We start from the raw sequence: 17,345 nt of genomic DNA, 5'->3' as shown, positions 1-17,345 counted from the left end.
CGGTTTGACGCACAAAGCGCAGCAGGCTAGGTATGCCATAGGGCACGTTGTACGGCTGAAAAGGACATAAGCATGGCCGAGACTTTGCAGGACTTAGGTAGTGACCGAACACTTCTTTTGGTCGATGACGATGAAACATTTCTGCGCCGTCTGGCAAAGGCTATGGAAAAACGTGGTTTCGAGGTTGAAACAGCCGATTCCGTGACCACAGGCAAAGCAATCGCAATGGCACGACCGCCTGCCTTCGCGGTATGTGACCTTAGGCTTGGGGATGGCAACGGCTTGGACGTTGTTGAGGCCATTCGCGAAAAGCGCCCGGATAGCCGGATCGTTGTTCTGACGGGCTATGGTGCGATTGCCACGGCCGTGGCGGCGGTAAAGATCGGGGCCACCGATTATCTGTCGAAACCCGCTGATGCGACCGATATCACCAACGCGCTTTTGGCCGGTGGGGATGAATTGCCGCCCCCGCCCGAGAACCCAATGAGCGCAGATCGTGTGCGCTGGGAACATATTCAGCGCGTTTATGAACTGTGTGATCGCAATGTCAGCGAAACTGCTCGTCGCCTGAACATGCACCGCCGCACATTGCAACGGATTTTGGCCAAGCGCAGCCCCCGGTAATCAATTCCCTGCGAATTGGGTGTCCGTCGGTTGCCTTCGGCGAGGGTATTTTTGCCAAGAAAAAACCCAAAGCGCCTCAAAGATCATAGCGTTTTGAAATCTTGTCGACGATCTGACCATTGCAAAGTTTTTGATTGGGCAGGCGGGTGTAATCCTCAAACCCGCGGCTTTGGTAATAGGCCAGCCCCCCGGTGTTATCGGCGCGGATCGTGGCGTTGATCCAGCCATAACCCAATTCGCGGGCGGCCTTTTTGGTTGTCTCAAATAGTTTCGAGCCGATACCAAGGCCATTTGTGCCAAGTTTCACAAAGGTTGCGATATCGCAGGCCCCGGGCGGCAGGTTCGCGTTGGGCTTGACGTATTGAAAGCCTTGGATCGTGCCCGTGTCATCCTCGGCCACATGCCAAATGGAGTTGGGTGGCGTTTGTTTGAGCCAGCCAAGAAGAGTTTCGCGGGTGACCTCTTGGGTAAGGGCCGTGCTGCCGCCTTTGCGAATGATGGCGGTAAGCAGCGCTGCCATATCGCGGGCATCCATGGGCCCGGCGTGACGGATGTGGATCATCCGATGTCTTCCAAAAGGTCGTTATGTCGCATGACGTAGTCGCGCCGCGCCTCCAGAGGTGGGCGCAGGACTATATCAAGGCCTTCGGTCACGTCGGCAATTGGACGGCCAAAGAACTTGTCAGCCTCCTGCGTGGTGAAACCTGCGATCTGCGTGGCCTCCATCCATGCGCTGACCCTGTCGGCTTTTTTGATCTGTTTTTTGATCTGTGCCGGGATCGTTGTGGGCAGGCCAAACCGGATGTGAATTGCGGCTGTCAGGCGTTTATCCAATTCATCATATCCGGGTCCAACGGCGGCTTTGACAGGTGAAATCATATCCCCGATCACGTATTCGGGTGCATCATGCAGCAATGCCGCCAGTTTCCATTTGGCGGGGCTGCCGGGATTGAGCCGGGAAAACAGCTGCTCGACCAGCAAGGAATGCTCGGCGACCGAATAGGCGTAATCCCCTACCGTTTGCCCGTTCCACCGCGCCACGAAGGCCAATCCATGTGCGATATCCTCGATCTCGATATCGACAGGCGTGGGGTCCAACAGGTCCAACCGACGCCCCGAAAGCATCTTTTGCCATGCGCGCTGTGGTTTCATCAAAGCCTCTTTGTCGCGTCGGTCAGGCAGGCTTGGCGTTGCCCGCTGGTTGATCCGGTGCTATCTGCACGTCAAACAAATGTATTACAAGGAGCCATGGTAATGGCGAACGACTATATCGTTAAGGATATCGCACTGGCTGAATTCGGCCGCAAGGAACTGGACATCGCCGAGACGGAAATGCCGGGCCTGATGGCGCTGCGTGAAGAATACGGCGCCGACAAACCCCTGAAGGGCGCGCGCATCGTGGGCTCGCTCCACATGACCATCCAGACCGCCGTGTTGATCGAAACACTGACAGCGCTGGGCGCCGATGTGCGTTGGGCGTCGTGCAATATCTTTTCAACGCAGGATCATGCGGCGGCGGCGATTGCCGCCGGTGGAACCCCGGTTTTCGCGATCAAGGGGCAGACATTGGAAGAGCATTGGGATTACCTTGATAAATCCTTCCTCTTCGAGGATGGCCCCAACATGATCCTCGACGATGGCGGCGATGCCACACTGTATGTCCTACTGGGCGCACGTGCCGAAGCGGGTGAAGATGTCATCCCGGTGCCCACGTCCGAGGAAGAGGAAGCCATCAAGGCACAAATCGCCAAGCGGATGAAAGAAAGCCCCGGCTGGTTCACCAAGGTGCGTGACCAGATCAAGGGTGTGTCCGAGGAAACCACCACCGGCGTGAACCGCCTGTATCAACTGGTGCGCGACGGGCAACTGCCTTTCCCGGCGATCAACGTGAACGACAGCGTCACCAAGTCGAAGTTCGATAACAAATACGGCTGCAAGGAAAGCCTTGTTGACGGTATCCGCCGTGCCACCGACACCATGATGGCCGGTAAGGTTGCCGTGGTCATGGGCTATGGTGATGTGGGCAAAGGCTCTGCCGCGTCGTTGCGCGGTGCCGGTGCCCGTGTGAAAGTGACCGAGGTTGACCCGATCTGCGCCCTGCAGGCCGCGATGGACGGGTTCGAGGTTGTTTTGCTTGAGGATGTCGTTTCAAGCGCCGATATCTTCATCACCACCACTGGCAACAAGGACGTGATCCGCATCGAGCATATGCGTGCGATGAAAGATATGGCCATCGTCGGCAATATCGGCCACTTCGACAACGAAATTCAGGTGGCAAACCTGAAAAACCACAAGTGGACCAACATCAAGGAACAGGTGGACATGATCGAGATGCCCTCGGGCAATCGCATCATTCTTTTGTCCGAAGGTCGCTTGCTGAACCTTGGCAACGCCACCGGGCACCCGTCGTTTGTGATGTCGGCCAGCTTTACCAATCAGGTTCTGGCGCAGATCGAGCTGTGGCGGAACGGTGGTGAGTACAAGAACGAGGTTTATATCCTGCCCAAGCATCTGGATGAAAAGGTGGCGCGGCTGCATTTGGACCGGATCGGCGTGAAATTGACCCCGCTCGACCCTGAGCAGGCCGCCTATATCGGTGTCAATCCCGAAGGGCCGTTCAAGCCCGAGCATTACCGCTATTAAGCGTCTCTACTATCTGGCACATCGCGAAAGCCCCGGTTCTTTGACCGGGGCTTTTTCGTAGCGCTCCCGGATAAGGGGAGTCGCCTCTCAATTTTCCCTTTGTGAGGTGGAAAACTGTCGTTATCGTACAACCAGCACCATTCGGGGCTGCACGATTAACGCGAAAACCGGCCAATTGCCGGACAGGTGGGAGAATTGATTATGGGCAAACGCGACGAACTAATCGCACAATACGCGGATGATCTTCGCAACAAATGCGGTATGACGCCGGATATGGACCTTTTGACCAAGGTGACCATTGGCTGTGGCCCGGCCATTTACAATGCCGATGCGTCGACCGTCGCAGCCACCCAACCGGCCGAGCTTGAGACTGTCAAAAACAATTTCCTCATCAAAAAACTGGGGCTTGCCGATGGTCCACAATTGATGGACGCGATCAATCAGGTTCTCGAAACCTATGGCCGCTCGGAGCGGAACAAATACCGCGCGGTTGTCTACTACATGCTGACCAAGCACTTTGGCAAAGAATCCGTTTATGGGTGAACCAGCCTTATAGAATATTCAAAACGCCCGCCAAACCGGTGGGCGTTTTTGTTTTGATGAATATTCTAAACATTCTGCATTTGGCCGTTCCGCCTGTTTGCGGTAATGTCATTTCACAGGCCAGTATGGCCGAGACCTATTCCAAATACACGTGTGGTGCGTAGGGAGCACGTGGGGTGACGGGGGGTGTCGGCATATGGCTGGTGCCCTCCGTTCTATTTACGGCGCAACTCCTGCCATGTCACAGACAATGCGCCATTCGTCCTCGGTGACCGGCTGAACCGACAAACGCGGGCTTTTGACCAATGGCATCGCCGACAGGCGCGGATCGGCCTTGATCATGTCCAATGTCACGGGTGTTTTCACCGGCTTTACCGCTTTTATATCCACACAGTCCCAACGATCATCGTCGGTGGTGCTGTCTGGATGCGCTTCGGCGATCACTTCAACGAGACCGACAACCGCTTTTTCCTTTTGGCTGTGATAGAAAAAGCCACGGTCACCGACTGCCATCTCGCGCATGAAATTGCGGGCCTGATAGTTGCGCACGCCATCCCACTCTTCACCGGTATCGCCTTTGGCCACCTGATCAGCCCAGCCCCATGTGGATGGCTCTGATTTGAACAGCCAGTACCGCATCGCTCAGATCACCTTTTTCCATTCGACCAACTCGACCGAGTCAAACAAGCCTGCCTTGGCATAAGGATCGTTTTCGGCCCAATCCTGCGCCTGTTTCATTTCTGCGACGTCCAGAATAACCAGCGATCCGGCCATGTTGCCGCTGTCGTCCAGCAATGGCCCGGCCTGCGCAACAATGCCGGTTTGTTTGATATAGGCCAGATGGGCATCACGGGTATCCATACGCGTTTTCAACGCGCCGGGTTTGTCTTTGGCAATAAGGGCAATCAGCATCATTCTTCCTTCAGTGGGCGTGACAATAACATATCCATGGCCTGCTCGACCTGTAAATCACCATTGATCAGGGCCGTGATTGCGCGTGTGATGGGCATGTCGACCTGCAGCGCGCTTGCGCGGTCGCAGACAGCGCGCGCCGTTGCGGCCCCTTCGACAGTGATTGTTGGGTCAAACCATTCTTTTTGACCCAAACTCGCCCCAAAACGATAATTCCGTGACTGGTCCGATGTGCAGGTCAGCACCAGATCACCAAAGCCGGACAGGCCGGATAATGTGTCGGGCTGCGCGCCAAGGGCCGTGGCCATACGTGCCATTTCGGCGAAGCCACGTGTCATCAGGGCGGCCCGCGCACTATCGCCCAGACCGGCGCCAATCACCGCGCCGCATCCGATGGCCATGACGTTCTTGAGTGCGCCACCCAGTTCCGCGCCGATCACGTCGGTTGTGCGGTAAATGCGCAAGTTGGGCGTATTTAGGGCCTGTTGTAGCGTTCCGCTGGCGGCTTCGTCGGCACAGGCAAGCGTCAGCGCCGTAGGCAGGCCGCGCGCAATATCCGCGGCAAAGGACGGCCCTGTCAGAATCGCACCCACCGCGTCGGGCACAACGGAATTTATGAGTTGCACGGGGCCTGATCCGCTGCCCAATTCCATGCCCTTGCAGCAGGCCACCAATTGGTGTTGGCGTAATGTTGCGGCGCGTTCTGTCAGAACACCGCGCAATTGTTGCAAAGGAACGGCAAGCAAAACCGGATTTTGGGCGGGAATCGTATCTATATTTTCCGAGATTGAGATGTTTTCTGACAGGTCGACACCCGGCAATCGTCGATCATTGCGGCGGGTGTCTTGCATCGCTTTGGCGTGATCGGGATCATGAGTCCATAACTGCACCGGGCCTTTGCGCGCCAGTGATATCGCCAAGGCGGTTCCAAATGCGCCAGCCCCTAAAACCGTGATCATGCCTTGGCCCCTTTCTTGCCACTGCCCAGCAGGGCAGGGCTGGTCTGGTCCAGCGGCCATCTGGGCCGTGCGATCATATCCAATTCGTCGCGGTGACCCGCAGCAAAAAGTTCTGCCCCGGCATAGGCGATCATCGCCGCGTTGTCCGTACACAGCGACAGCGGCGGCGCCACAAAACCAACCCCGCTATCGTGCGATAGCGTCTTTAGTTTGGTGCGAATTTCACAATTTGCCGCCACGCCCCCGGCCACCGCCAGATTGGGAATTTGCGGGGCTTCGGCCATGTATAGATCCAGTGCGCGGCGTGTTTTCTCGGCCAGCACATCGGCAACGGCAGATTGAAACCCTGCACATAAATCGGCTCTATCCTGCCGTGAAAGGCCACCTTTCTCGGCAACCAAACTGTCTCGGGCGCGTAAAACGGCGGTTTTCAACCCGGAAAACGACATGTCGCATCCGGGCCTGTCCAGCAAAGGCCGTGGAAACCGGAAACGGCTTTTGTCTCCGTCTATGGCTTCACGTTCAACCGAGGGCCCACCCGGCTGTGGTAGTCCAAGCAGCCGTGCGGTTTTGTCAAAGGCCTCGCCGGGGGCGTCGTCAATCGTGCCGCCGAGGCGGGTAAAATCCTGACAGCCTTTGACGATCAGGAACTGACAATGCCCGCCCGACACCAGCAACATCAGGTAGGGATAAGCGATACCATCGGTCAAACGCGGTGTCAGGGCGTGCCCAGCCAGATGGTTGACGCCAATCAGCGGCAATCCGGTCGCAACCGAAATTCCCTTGGCGCACATCACGCCAGACAAAACGCCGCCAATCAGGCCCGGCCCAGATGTAACCGCAACAGCATCAATGCCATCAAGGGTTAATTCCGCCTTAGTCAGAGCCTGTTTCACGCAGGTATCAAGCTTTTCGGCATGGGCGCGCGCGGCGATTTCCGGCACCACGCCACCGAACGCGGCGTGCAGATCGGTTTGCCCAAACACAACCGAAGATAATATGCGCGGTTGCCCCTCTGACACCCGAACAACCGCCGCTGCGGTATCGTCGCAGCTGCTTTCCAGTCCAAGGATGGTCAATGGGGCGGTCATGGTCTCTGCCGTTGCGTGTTGCCTGACAGGGAGGTAACACCGGCCGTGACTGCAAACAACTATGGACCGAGCATGACGCCGACGATCCTGATCACGCGGCCAGAGCCATCGGGCGCGGCTTTTGCCAAGCAATTGGAAAAAGTGATCGGTCCGGCATCAAAAATCGTCCTCTCACCCGTTTTGCAAATCGAACCGTGTGGCACGCTACCGGATCTGGCCGCGGTCCGTCAGCTAGTCTTTTCATCCCGGCACGGGGTTGAGGCCTTCGCGCGCCACAGTAACCGCCGGGATATTCCGGCTTATGCCGTTGGAGAGGCCACGGCAAAGGCCGGGCGGGACATTGGCCTATCGGTGACGGCTTGCGGGGGTGACGCGCGCCAGATGATGAAGCGTATTCTTGCAGACGCCTTGCCGGGGCCTTTCCTGCATGTCCGGGGGGAGTATACGACAGGAGATTTGGCGCGAGATTTGACTCTTGCAGGAATAGAGACGTACGAAGCGGTGATATATCGCCAGCGTGCGGTCGGTCTTACAGATCAGGCGAAAGAATGCCTGCAACAAAGAACGCCTGTCATCCTACCTTTGTTTTCGCCGCGATCAGCGCGCCTTGCCTTGTCCGGGGTTCTTGTCAAAGCCCCTTTGTTTGTGGCCGCGATCAGTGAAAATGTTGCGCAGGAGATCCCACTGGCCATCGCTCAAGACGTGGTCGTTGCGGATGAACCAACTACCATTGGGATGCTGGATGTCGTTCAGGGCTTGTTTGACGCGGCCAAGCGGCTTGAGGGTGGAAACACGGCAAAGTAAGGTCGTTTAAACGATCCGGATGGTGGGATTCGAAAGGGTGGTAGAAAGTGGCTGATAAGAAGACATCTGAACAAAGCACCGATACGGATCAGGAAAAGCCGGATAACGACGAGGGCGTCGATATCGAACAGTCGCAAAGCGACGCTTCGGAGGAGACAGATCAGGTGGTCGGCGATGACGCCGATCAAGAAACGTCAGCTACAGCCGACACAGATGGCGATAGCGATACATCCGGTGAGGGGGCCGATACCACAGGCGGCTCTGAACCTGCGCCGGACAAAGACGATGCGCCACAGGCCGAAGACGATGGCCCGGCAATTGCATCATCTGCCCCAGCGGTCGCCACCGAGCAGGTTGTCATCCGCAAAGGTGGTTTCTTTCCGATGTTGGTGGGCGGTGTGGCTGCGGCTGCCATTGGCTTTGGCGTGTCGCAGTATATGGGTGACGATTGGCCATTTGCAGACGACGATACAAGCGCGCAATTCACCGCGTTGGAGGGCCGTCTTGATGCGCAAAACGAAACGCTGACCTCTCTCCAAGAACGCCTTGACCAAGCACCGGATTTGGCAGGACTGGAAAACACGCAAGCCGATCTTGCAAGCCAGCTTTCCGGTCTTGACGAAGATGTCGCACAATTGACGTCACAGGTTACATCGCTTGATGAAAGGCTGACCGAGGTTGAAAAGCGCCCGGTTGACGAGGCCGCTTCGGATACTGCAATCGCCGCCTATGAGCGCGAATTGCAAGCCCTGCAGGATGCGATGGCGCAGCAAAGGGCCGACATCGAATCCATGGCACAAGAAGCCCGCGCGATGGAGCAAAGCGCCGAAGAAACAGCCGAAACCACCATGCGCCGCGCAGCCGTGACCCGCATTCAAACCGCGCTTGATTCCGGCACCGGATTTGCCTCGGCCCTTGCTGATCTACAGGGCACAGGTGCAACGGTGCCAGATGCACTAAGCCGCATGGCCAGTTCCGGTGTTCCGACATTGGCCGACCTTCAGGACAGCTTTCCCGAGGCGGCGCGGCGTGCGCTGCGTGTCGCGCGTGGATCATCAGACACCGGTGCCAGTGGTGTTGGCGGTTTCTTGCGCGATCAACTGGGTGTCCGGTCGTTGACCCCGAAAGAGGGCAATGACCCCGATGCTGTTTTATCCCGTGCAGAAGCCGCGGTTGGCGATGGTCGTCTGCAGGATGCGCTTGCAGAACTTGAGGCGTTGCCAGAAGCAGGGCGTGCAGAATTGTCAGACTGGTCAGAGCAAGCCAAGCAGCGGCTGGATGCCGTCAGCGCGGCCGAAGCCCTGACTCAAGACATGAATTGAGAGCGAGGAACGCGTTATGCTTTGGTCTATTATTAAGATTGTTGGGTTCATCGCTCTTGTCGCGGGGGCGGCTTTCGGCGCAGATCATCTGTTAGAGCTTGAAGGCGGTGTGCGCATTGTCTTTGCCGGGGTCGAAATCAACCTGACACCGCTCAAAGCGGTGATTGCCCTGATCCTTTTGGTTCTTACGGTTTGGCTGTTCCTCAAGCTTTTTGCGCTTTTGATTGCCACGCTGAAGTTCATCAACGGCGATGAAACCGCCATTTCGCGCTATTTTGATCGTAGCCGGCAGGAAAAGGGGTATCGAGCCCTGTCCGAAGGTATGATGGCCTTGGCCTCTGGCGAAGGGGAATTGGCCATGTCACGGGCGAACAAGGCGGAAAAGTACCTTCGCAAACCGGCCTTGACCAACCTGATTACCGCGCAGGCCGCTGAACTGTCGGGCGATCGCCGCAAGGCCGAAGCCGTTTACAAACGTCTTTTGAAGGACGAGAAAACACGCTTTGTCGGCGTGCGCGGCCTGATGCGGCAAAAGATGGAACAAGGCGAAACAGAAACCGCTTTGAAACTTGCGGAAACCGCTTTTTCACTCAAGCCCAAGCACCCCGAGGTGCAAGACACGCTATTGCAGCTTCAGGCGGAAACCGCCGATTGGAAGGGCGCGCGCGCCACCCTGAACGCCAAACTGAAATACGGAAGCTTGCCGCGTGATGTGCACAAGCGGCGCGACGCGGTGTTGGCCCTGTCCGAGTCACGTGATGTTTTGGACGAAGGCAAAGATATCGAAGCCCGCGAAGCCGCGATCGAAGCCAACAAGCTGTCGCCTGATCTGGTGCCTGCGGCTGTGCTGGCGGCGCGTGGCTATATCGCGCAAGGCTCAAAACGCTATGCGGCGCGAGTTATTCGCAAGGCGTGGGGTGCCCAACCGCATCCCGATCTTGGCGCCGCGTTTGCCGAGATCGAACCGGATGAAAGCCCTGAACAGCGTCTGAAGCGTTTTGCGAAACTTTTGAAAGTGCACCCCGATCATCGCGAAACACGGCTACTGAACGCCGAGCTGCATCTTGCAAACGAAGACTTCCCCGGCGCACGGCGCGCCCTTGGCGATCTTGTTGACGTTGATCCAGATGCTCGTGTGCTCACGATCATGGCCGCGGTTGAGCGTGGCGAGGGCGGATCGGATGCTGTGGTTAAGGGCTGGTTGGCAAGGGCACTTGCCGCGCCGCGCGGCCCGGCGTGGGTCTGTGAGAAATGCCATCACATTCATGCCGATTGGGTGCCAACCTGTGAAAACTGCCATGCCTTCGACACTCTAAGCTGGACAGCGGCGCCAAAGACTAAGGTTGGCACATCGACAGGTTTGGAAATGCTGCCGTTGATTGTGGGTAGCCTAGAAGACAACACCGATGAACCCGCAGAAGACGACGCAGATGTTCTGGACGCGGAAGTGGTAGAGGACGAGGCGAAAAGCAAACCCGACACGCCCGCCTGAACATAGGCCCTATCGCACCTTTCACGTGGTGCGCGGATGCTGTTTTGTGATGGGCTTGGTGCCGCTGAAGGGACTCGAACCCCCGACCCCATCATTACGAATGACGTGCTCTACCAGCTGAGCTACAGCGGCTTTCTGCGCCGTCATTTAGACCCTTGCGTTCGGGCGCGCAAGGCAGAATCAAAAGTTGCGTTTGGTGTCTTCCCAGACCACATATCGCCGATCCCAGAGGGCTTTGATAACCACGCTTGCAGCTTTGTCAGCTGACAGGGCACCCGCCCTTTTGGCTGCTTTCTTGATATTGGTCAGCACCCCGCAAAGGTTGCCGAAAGACCATGTTACAAGATTGACGGATCGTGCGGATTCAAGCCGGAAACATCTACAGCCAGTCCCGCAAGATCGGGATCAACGGGATATCGGCGGGCGGCATGGGATATTCGCGCAGGGCGTTTGCACGGACCCATTTAAGCGCCTGTCCTTCGCGGCCTTGCGGGGTGCCCTCCCATTTGCGGCAGGCAAATAGCGGCATCAGAAGGTGAAAGTCATCATAGCTGTGGCTTGCAAAAGTCAGCGGTGCAAGGCAACTGGCCCATGTATTGATGCCCAACTCTTCCTCAAGCTCACGGATCAAAGCGTGCTCGGGCGTTTCGCCCGGTTCAACCTTGCCGCCCGGAAACTCCCAAAGGCCCGCCATGGATTTGCCTTCGGGGCGTTGTGTCAGCAAAATGCGGCCGTCGACGTCGATTAACGCCACGGCGGAAACAAGCACTGTTTTCATGAGCGATAATCGGCGTTGATATCGATATAGCCATGGGTCAAATCGCAGGTCCACACAACAGCCGTGCCGCCCCCCAAACCCAGATCGACATGTATGGTCAACTCTTGCTGCTTCATGTAGGCGGCAGCCGCGGCTTCGTTATAGCTGGGATCGACCCAGCCTTCATGCGCCACGCGGATATCGCCAAACCAGATGGACAATGTGTCCCGGTCGGCGGGAGCACCGGATTTGCCGATTGCCATAACCACACGGCCCCAATTGGCATCCTCACCCGCGATTGCGGTTTTCACCAGCGGTGAGTTAGCGATGGCCATGGCATGGGTGCGGGCGTCGGTATCGCTTGACGCGCCAGTCACCGAAATTTCAACGAATTTCGTCGCGCCTTCGCCGTCACGCACAACTTGATGGGCCAAATCCAGCATGACTTGCCGGAGGCCTTCCATGAACCCAACCGAGTTTTCGGTGACCCGAATGCCCGATGCCCCGGTCGCCCCAACGATCAGGGTGTCCGAGGTTGAGGTATCGCTATCGACGGTGATGCAATTGAATGTCTTGTTGTTCAGGGCGGATACCATGGACTGCAACACTGTCTGGTTCACCACGGCGTCGGTGAAAATATACACCAGCATGGTCGCCATGTCCGGGGCAATCATGCCTGACCCTTTGGCGATACCGGCAATGTGAACGGGTTGACCGTCGACGTGCACCGTTGTTCCCGACCCTTTGGGGAAGGTATCGGTTGTCATGATGGCTTGGGCGGCGTCCTTGATCGTGTCAGCGGACAGGTTGACCACCAACTCATCCAGTTTAGTGGTGATCTTGTCGTGGGGCAGAGGCTCTCCAATCACCCCGGTCGAAGACGTGAAAATGCGGGATTCCGGCAGGTTCAGGGCCTTTGCCGCTGCTTCAGTGACGAACTTGACCGCGTCCGTTCCATGCCGCCCGGTGAACGCGTTTGCGTTGCCCGAGTTCACCAGTATCGCAGCGCCCTGATCGCTGATGTGCCCGGTTTTTTCCTGACAATCCAGCACAGCGGCCGACCGCGTTGCTGATCGTGTGTATGCCCCGGCAATCGTCGAACCGGGAGACAGCACGGCCAACATCACATCGTCGCGCCCCGTATATCGAACGCCAGCTTGCGTTGTTGCGTACCGAACGCCCGCAATCGCGGGAAGATCGGGAAAGGCGCCGGGTGCAAGTGGCGATAAGGGAATAGGGGCGCCCATGATCAGTTCTCCAAAAGGTCCAGATTGTTCACGGTTTCCGGGTCAATCTCAGATGTATCCGCGCGATTGATCTTTGCACCCTCTGTCAGCTTTTCCAGATGCGCGTCAAACGCGGCTTGCCGCAATTGTTCTTCGATATCGGCGCGAACCTCATCAAGCTTGGGGGCGTCCTTAACCCGCGTTTCGTTCAACTTGATGACATGCCAGCCGAATTGTGTTTCCACCGGATCCGAGACTTGTCCGGGTTCAAGGGCCGCGACCGCCTGAAAGAACGGCTCAACCATGACCCCGGCTCCAAACCACCCCAGATCACCGCCGTTCGGACCAGACGGGCCGGTGGATTTTTCCGCAGCCAACTCAGCGAAATCCGCGCCATCGGTGAGGTCTTGAACAATGCTGTTTGCGTCATCTTCCGTTTCAACAAGGATATGCGCGGCTTGGTATTCTGTTTCAGCTTCGGCCCCGGCATAGTCTTCATCATATACGGCCTGAACTGCCTCATCGGACAGATCCGCGGTCATGACTTCGTCAATCACTTCGCCGGCAATGATGCCACGCCGCTCGTTTTCCAGAACCAGCGCGTTGCGGCGAGACAAATCGCCATTGTGATCCTGCATAAGAAGGGTCTGTTGGATCAGTTGATCCAGAATGCCGTCGAACAACAATTCAGCGGGCAATTGCGCGTATTGCTCCGGCAGCCCGGCGCGCAGGGCAATCATATGTCCAAGCGTGATATCGGTGCCGTTGACAGTTGCCAGAACGGCGTCTGGATCAGGCGTATCCTGTGCGGCTGCGGGAACCGGCAGCGCCAGCACCGAAGCCAAGGCAAAAACCGACAGAAAACCGGAACGAATGGACATGACAGACCTTTCTTGCATAACTGCATAACGGAGCCGCGCCGTTGCGCGACGTTGACACTCAATCGGCGGCCCCTTACATCGTCGTTGGACCAACAAAACCGCCATCTTGTGCCCGTTTTAGGGTGGCGCGACGGGCGGGGCAAGCAATTGCCTGATACGAATAAGCACAAACATCGGAACGGATAGAACATGCTGGGTATCGGAACTGTCGCCAAGAAGATCTTCGGCACACCAAATGACCGCAAGATCAAGGCGACTCGCCCACTGGTTGAAAAGATCAACGCCCTTGAGCCCGAGTTCGAGGCATTGAGCGACGAAGGGCTGATTGAAAAGACCCAAGACTTTAAAAAGCGTGTCGAAAATGGCGAAAGCCTTGACGTGTTGCTGCCCGAAGCCTTTGCAAATTGTCGCGAGGCCGCGCGACGTGCCTTGGGATTGCGGGCCTTTGATGTTCAGTTGATGGGCGGTATTTTCCTGCATCAGGGGAATATCTCGGAAATGAAAACCGGCGAAGGTAAAACGCTTGTCGCGACCTTCCCCGCCTATCTGAACGCGTTGACTGGCCGTGCCGTCCATATCGTCACGGTCAACGATTATCTGGCCCGCCGCGATGCTGAATGGATGAGCAAGGTTTACGGCGCATTGGGCATGACCACCGGTGTCGTTTACCCGCAGCAGCCCGAAGACGAGAAAAAGGCCGCATACGAATCAGATGTCACCTATGCCACCAACAACGAGTTGGGGTTCGACTATCTCCGGGACAATATGAAATCCTCGTTGGAGGAAATGAACCAGCGCGATCACTTCTTTGCCATCGTGGACGAAGTGGACAGCATCCTGATCGATGAGGCGCGCACGCCGCTTATCATCTCGGGGCCGGCGCAGGATCGCAGCGATCTATATGTCGCGATTGACCAGTTGATTCCCAACCTGACGGATGAGCATTTCCAGCTGGATGAAAAAACCCGCAACGTCACCTTCACCGATGAGGGCAACGAATTTCTGGAAAACCTGCTGCGCTCGAACGGGTTGCTGGAAGAAGGCCAATCTTTGTACGACCCTGAAAGCACGACGATTGTGCATCATGTCAATCAGGGGCTTCGCGCGCATAAATTGTTCCAGCGGGACAAAGACTACATCGTGCGCAACAGTGAGGTTGTCCTGATTGATGAATTTACGGGCCGCATGATGGCGGGCCGCCGTTTGTCGGATGGGTTGCATCAGGCGATTGAGGCCAAGGAAGGCTGCAATATCCAGCCCGAAAACGTCACCTTGGCCAGTGTTACGTTCCAGAACTATTTCCGCCTGTATGACAAGTTGTCAGGTATGACCGGTACAGCCGTGACCGAGGCCGAGGAATTTGCCGAGATCTACGGCTTGGGCGTGGTCGAAGTGCCCACGAACAAACCAATTGACCGCCTCGATGAAGATGACGCCGTCTATCGCACGGCCGAGGAAAAATTCAACGCGATTGTCGAAACGATCCGCGAGGCACATGAAAAAGGTCAGCCGATTCTTGTCGGGACCACCTCGATTGAAAAGTCCGAGATGCTCAGCCAATTGCTGACCAATGCCGGGATCACGCACAACGTCCTGAACGCCCGCCAGCACGAACAGGAAGCCCAGATTGTTGCCGATGCCGGCAAACTGGGCGCGGTCACAATTGCCACCAACATGGCTGGCCGAGGGACGGATATCAAACTTGGCGGGAATGTTGATTTTAAGATCATGCAGGCCTTGGAGGCCAATCCAGACGCCGACCCAGAAGAGATCCGCGAAAAGATCGAACAAGAACACACCGCCGATGAGCAGGCCGTCAAGGATGCGGGTGGGTTGTTCGTTCTGGCCACCGAACGGCACGAAAGCCGCCGGATAGACAACCAGCTGCGCGGTCGTTCGGGCCGACAGGGGGATCCGGGGCGCTCGTCTTTCTTCCTGAGCCTTGAAGACGACCTGATGCGCATTTTCGGGTCCGAGCGTTTGGAAAAAGTATTGTCGACCCTTGGGATGAAAGAGGGTGAAGCCATCGTTCACCCTTGGGTCAATAAATCGCTTGAACGGGCGCAGGCCAAGGTCGAAGGCCGTAACTTTGATATCCGCAAGCAGCTGCTGAAATTCGACGACGTGATGAACGAGCAGCGCAAGGTGATCTTCAAGCAACGTCTTGATATCATGAAGGCCGAAGATTTGTCGGATATCGTGCAGGACATGCGCGGTGAAGTGATTGATGAGCTGATCGACACGTATATGCCCCCCAAAACCTATGCCGACCAATGGGATACTGACGGGCTTCATGCGGCTGTTGTCGAACAGTTGAACATGGACTTGCCCGTTGTCGATTGGGCGGCAGAGGAAGGCGTTGATGACGATGAGATTGCCGAACGTCTTGATGCCGCCGCCGAAGAAATGATGGCCGAGAAAACGGCAGCCTTCGGCCCGGAAAACATGCGGGCGATTGAAAAGCAGATCCTTTTGCAAACGATCGACGCCAAGTGGCGCGAACACTTGCTGACGCTGGAACATTTGCGCAGCGTGGTTGGCTTCCGTGGCTATGCGCAGCGTGACCCGCTGAACGAATACAAAAACGAATCTTTCCAGTTGTTCGAGACAATGCTCGATAGCCTCAGGCAGGACGTGACACAAAAACTGTCGCAAATCCGGCCCATGAGCGAAGAGGAACAAAAGGCGATGATACAAGAAATCGCCGAACAACGTGCCGCGATGGAGCAAGCTGCCAAGCCCAAGCAGGGAGGAGAAGCGTCAAGCGCGACTCCAGCACCATCCGCTGACGCAATCGAAGGATTCGACGAAAATGATCCGTCCACATGGGGCAATCCAGGCCGTAACCAGACCTGTCCGTGTGGCTCGGGCCGGAAATTCAAGCACTGTCACGGGCGACTGTCCTGATCGAAATAACCTCGGCGCTGGTCTAATTAACTCCTCAAGACTGCCATATGGCTGCCCAGATCACTGTTTACGCTTTCCATGTCTATGGTGGACAGGGGAGTGAACGTGATGATCGGGCCAAGACGGATTTTGACGGCTGGTGGCACCTTCGCATGCGCCCTTGGTATTGGGTTTATCATGCAAAATATGGCCACGCCGCCGGAAGGGGCGGTGCCAGACAACAGTACTCAAATCGCCAGCCTGACAGCGACAGCACCGGACAATGCGTGGGACCCACTGCAAGACACTGTTGCCGTCGCGGTGCAGGACACACAGCACCAAACCTCGCCGAAACTGACCGATGTCAGATACACATCTGCGATGATTCCAGCACCACCGAAATCCGCGCCACAGCCGGAAAGACTGCCGTCAATGTCGGTTGACCGCGCGGTGGCCGTACCTGCATCACTGACCGATCAACCGATTGCCGTGCCGCCCCAAGATGTTCCGGCACCAGGATTTTCCTGCGACATCGAAATGACGGCAAATGTGCAGGCCGCAGCGATGGTCGAGGTTTCGCTTAATGCGCCCTGTATGGCGCACGAACGGTTTACGCTGCACCATAATGGCATGATGATTTCAGAGATTTTGGACGACGATGGGCAAAGCCGTATAAAAGTTCCGGCGTTGTCGTCCGATGCCGTTTTCATGGCGTCATTTGTGAACGGCAAGGCCGCCATGATCAGTGCAAAGGTCAATACATTGGAATATTACGACCGGGCGGTCATTCAGTGGCAAGGCGAAAGTGGCCTGCACCTTCATGCCTTTGAATTCGGGGCCGACTATGACGATGCCGGGCATATCTGGGCAAAGACCAAAGGCGATCTGAAGCAGGCCGTTGGTGGCAAAGGCGGTTTTATGGTCCGGTTGGGTGTAGATAGTTTGGCGGCGGCTTATATGGCAGAGGTCTATACTTTCCCGACAGGCGTTGCGCAGAAATCCGGGAACGTTGCGCTTACCGTAGAGGCTGAGGTTACACAGGCCAATTGTGGCCGGGATATCACCGCGCAGTCGCTTGAGGTTGCGGGCGCGGGCCCCCTCAGAGTTCGGGATCTGGAGCTGGCAGTGCCCGCTTGCGATGCGACTGGTGATTTTCTGGTGTTGAAAAACATGTTGAATGACCTGAAGATCGCGCAGAAGTAATC

17 protein-coding genes and 1 tRNA gene are annotated in these 17,345 nt (G+C 56.7%); 8 read left to right on the top strand and 10 right to left on the bottom strand.

The genetic code is table 11. From position 1 onward, the window contains the following. Nucleotides 1–72 precede the first annotated feature (72 nt). Nucleotides 73–624: an ActR/PrrA/RegA family redox response regulator transcription factor gene (locus HAT86_RS01450; protein WP_167192816.1), complete on the top strand. Its 552-nt coding sequence runs from the start codon at nt 73–75 to the stop codon at nt 622–624. A 76-nt stretch (nt 625–700) separates the two neighbouring features. Here HAT86_RS01450 and HAT86_RS01445 read toward each other — a convergent pair whose 3' ends face one another. Both HAT86_RS01445 and HAT86_RS01440 read right to left on the bottom strand, forming a co-directional pair. Next, complete coding sequence (locus tag HAT86_RS01445; protein ID WP_408014980.1) at nt 701–1,144, bottom strand: GNAT family N-acetyltransferase; 444 nt, start codon at nt 1,142–1,144, stop codon at nt 701–703. 38 nt (nt 1,145–1,182) lie between these two features. Beyond that, nucleotides 1,183–1,776, bottom strand: a complete 594-nt coding sequence (locus HAT86_RS01440; protein ID WP_167192814.1) for an HD domain-containing protein — start codon at nt 1,774–1,776, stop codon at nt 1,183–1,185. 102 nt (nt 1,777–1,878) lie between these two features. Here HAT86_RS01440 and ahcY point away from each other — a divergent pair, with 102 nt between their 5' ends. Next, nucleotides 1,879–3,267 carry an adenosylhomocysteinase gene (gene ahcY, locus HAT86_RS01435; RefSeq protein ID WP_167192813.1) on the top strand — a complete coding sequence of 463 codons (1,389 nt, stop codon included), beginning with the start codon at nt 1,879–1,881 and terminating at the stop codon, nt 3,265–3,267. A gap of 201 nt (nt 3,268–3,468) precedes the next feature. Then, nucleotides 3,469–3,810 carry a DUF2853 family protein gene (locus tag HAT86_RS01430; RefSeq protein ID WP_167192984.1) on the top strand — a complete coding sequence of 114 codons (342 nt, stop codon included), beginning with the start codon at nt 3,469–3,471 and terminating at the stop codon, nt 3,808–3,810. 219 nt (nt 3,811–4,029) lie between these two features. Here HAT86_RS01430 and HAT86_RS01425 read toward each other — a convergent pair whose 3' ends face one another. From HAT86_RS01425 to tsaD, 4 genes are read right to left on the bottom strand one after another with little or no spacing between them, the layout of a single operon-like run. After that, nucleotides 4,030–4,449, bottom strand: a complete 420-nt coding sequence (locus HAT86_RS01425) for an EVE domain-containing protein (protein WP_167192812.1) — start codon at nt 4,447–4,449, stop codon at nt 4,030–4,032. Between the two features lie 3 nt (nt 4,450–4,452). Further along, nucleotides 4,453–4,722 (bottom strand): YciI family protein, encoded by a 270-nt coding sequence (locus HAT86_RS01420; protein WP_167192811.1) that lies wholly within the window; start codon nt 4,720–4,722, stop codon nt 4,453–4,455. After that, nucleotides 4,722–5,681, bottom strand: coding sequence for an NAD(P)H-dependent glycerol-3-phosphate dehydrogenase (locus HAT86_RS01415; protein ID WP_167192810.1), 960 nt, complete (start codon nt 5,679–5,681; stop codon nt 4,722–4,724). Before HAT86_RS01415 ends, HAT86_RS01420 begins: the two co-directional genes overlap by 1 nt. Then, nucleotides 5,678–6,772 carry a tRNA (adenosine(37)-N6)-threonylcarbamoyltransferase complex transferase subunit TsaD gene (gene tsaD / locus HAT86_RS01410; RefSeq protein ID WP_167192809.1) on the bottom strand — a complete coding sequence of 365 codons (1,095 nt, stop codon included), beginning with the start codon at nt 6,770–6,772 and terminating at the stop codon, nt 5,678–5,680. Before tsaD ends, HAT86_RS01415 begins: the two co-directional genes overlap by 4 nt. A gap of 72 nt (nt 6,773–6,844) precedes the next feature. Here tsaD and HAT86_RS01405 point away from each other — a divergent pair, with 72 nt between their 5' ends. Genes HAT86_RS01405 through HAT86_RS01395 form a run of 3 tightly spaced genes read left to right on the top strand, consistent with a single transcriptional unit; the run spans nt 6,845 to nt 10,390 of the window. Next, nucleotides 6,845–7,576, top strand: coding sequence for a uroporphyrinogen-III synthase (locus HAT86_RS01405; RefSeq protein WP_167192808.1), 732 nt, complete (start codon nt 6,845–6,847; stop codon nt 7,574–7,576). 47 nt (nt 7,577–7,623) lie between these two features. After that, nucleotides 7,624–8,898 carry a COG4223 family protein gene (locus HAT86_RS01400; protein WP_167192807.1) on the top strand — a complete coding sequence of 425 codons (1,275 nt, stop codon included), beginning with the start codon at nt 7,624–7,626 and terminating at the stop codon, nt 8,896–8,898. 16 nt (nt 8,899–8,914) lie between these two features. Continuing rightward, complete coding sequence (locus HAT86_RS01395) at nt 8,915–10,390, top strand: heme biosynthesis protein HemY (protein WP_167192806.1); 1,476 nt, start codon at nt 8,915–8,917, stop codon at nt 10,388–10,390. A gap of 56 nt (nt 10,391–10,446) precedes the next feature. On the opposite strand, the gene HAT86_RS01390 is transcribed toward HAT86_RS01395, so the two are convergent. The 4 genes from HAT86_RS01390 to HAT86_RS01375 form a co-directional block, all read right to left on the bottom strand. Then, nucleotides 10,447–10,522: transfer RNA gene (locus HAT86_RS01390), tRNA-Thr, on the bottom strand. Between the two features lie 247 nt (nt 10,523–10,769). Further along, the gene (gene mutT / locus HAT86_RS01385; RefSeq protein WP_167192805.1) at nt 10,770–11,168 is read right to left on the bottom strand and encodes an 8-oxo-dGTP diphosphatase MutT; all 399 of its coding nucleotides are present in this window, start codon (nt 11,166–11,168) and stop codon (nt 10,770–10,772) included. Then, entirely contained in the window at nt 11,165–12,394 is a 1,230-nt protein-coding gene (argJ, locus tag HAT86_RS01380) for a bifunctional glutamate N-acetyltransferase/amino-acid acetyltransferase ArgJ (RefSeq protein ID WP_167192804.1), read from the bottom strand. Before argJ ends, mutT begins: the two co-directional genes overlap by 4 nt. A gap of 2 nt (nt 12,395–12,396) precedes the next feature. After that, nucleotides 12,397–13,254: a peptidylprolyl isomerase gene (locus HAT86_RS01375; protein WP_167192803.1), complete on the bottom strand. Its 858-nt coding sequence runs from the start codon at nt 13,252–13,254 to the stop codon at nt 12,397–12,399. 189 nt (nt 13,255–13,443) lie between these two features. Between HAT86_RS01375 and secA the strand changes: the two genes are divergently transcribed. Beyond that, nucleotides 13,444–16,161, top strand: coding sequence for a preprotein translocase subunit SecA (gene secA / locus HAT86_RS01370; RefSeq protein ID WP_167192802.1), 2,718 nt, complete (start codon nt 13,444–13,446; stop codon nt 16,159–16,161). An 84-nt stretch (nt 16,162–16,245) separates the two neighbouring features. Beyond that, entirely contained in the window at nt 16,246–17,343 is a 1,098-nt protein-coding gene (locus tag HAT86_RS01365) for a hypothetical protein (protein ID WP_231125779.1), read from the top strand. Nucleotides 17,344–17,345: the final 2 nt, after the last annotated feature.

The sequence above is a fragment of the Roseovarius gahaiensis genome, from assembly GCF_011601345.1.
Classification (GTDB): Bacteria; Pseudomonadota; Alphaproteobacteria; order Rhodobacterales; family Rhodobacteraceae; genus Roseovarius; species Roseovarius gahaiensis.
Note: the sequence above shows the minus strand (reverse complement) of the source record. Positions and strands in the feature narration are given on the sequence as shown.

Bases quoted from the DNA above. Each gene is read 5' to 3' on its own strand.
- HAT86_RS01450 (WP_167192816.1), top strand. From the start codon at position 73: ATGGCCGAGACTTTGCAGGACTTAGGTAGTGACCGAACACTTCTTTTG.
- HAT86_RS01445 (WP_408014980.1), bottom strand. From the start codon at position 1,144: ATGGCAGCGCTGCTTACCGCCATCATTCGCAAAGGCGGCAGCACGGCC.
- HAT86_RS01440 (WP_167192814.1), bottom strand. From the start codon at position 1,776: ATGAAACCACAGCGCGCATGGCAAAAGATGCTTTCGGGGCGTCGGTTG.
- ahcY (WP_167192813.1), top strand. From the start codon at position 1,879: ATGGCGAACGACTATATCGTTAAGGATATCGCACTGGCTGAATTCGGC.
- HAT86_RS01430 (WP_167192984.1), top strand. From the start codon at position 3,469: ATGGGCAAACGCGACGAACTAATCGCACAATACGCGGATGATCTTCGC.
- HAT86_RS01425 (WP_167192812.1), bottom strand. From the start codon at position 4,449: ATGCGGTACTGGCTGTTCAAATCAGAGCCATCCACATGGGGCTGGGCT.
- HAT86_RS01420 (WP_167192811.1), bottom strand. From the start codon at position 4,722: ATGCTGATTGCCCTTATTGCCAAAGACAAACCCGGCGCGTTGAAAACG.
- HAT86_RS01415 (WP_167192810.1), bottom strand. From the start codon at position 5,681: ATGATCACGGTTTTAGGGGCTGGCGCATTTGGAACCGCCTTGGCGATA.
- tsaD (WP_167192809.1), bottom strand. From the start codon at position 6,772: ATGACCGCCCCATTGACCATCCTTGGACTGGAAAGCAGCTGCGACGAT.
- HAT86_RS01405 (WP_167192808.1), top strand. From the start codon at position 6,845: ATGACGCCGACGATCCTGATCACGCGGCCAGAGCCATCGGGCGCGGCT.
- HAT86_RS01395 (WP_167192806.1), top strand. From the start codon at position 8,915: ATGCTTTGGTCTATTATTAAGATTGTTGGGTTCATCGCTCTTGTCGCG.
- mutT (WP_167192805.1), bottom strand. From the start codon at position 11,168: ATGAAAACAGTGCTTGTTTCCGCCGTGGCGTTAATCGACGTCGACGGC.
- argJ (WP_167192804.1), bottom strand. From the start codon at position 12,394: ATGGGCGCCCCTATTCCCTTATCGCCACTTGCACCCGGCGCCTTTCCC.
- HAT86_RS01375 (WP_167192803.1), bottom strand. From the start codon at position 13,254: ATGTCCATTCGTTCCGGTTTTCTGTCGGTTTTTGCCTTGGCTTCGGTG.
- secA (WP_167192802.1), top strand. From the start codon at position 13,444: ATGCTGGGTATCGGAACTGTCGCCAAGAAGATCTTCGGCACACCAAAT.
- HAT86_RS01365 (WP_231125779.1), top strand. From the start codon at position 16,246: ATGGTGGACAGGGGAGTGAACGTGATGATCGGGCCAAGACGGATTTTG.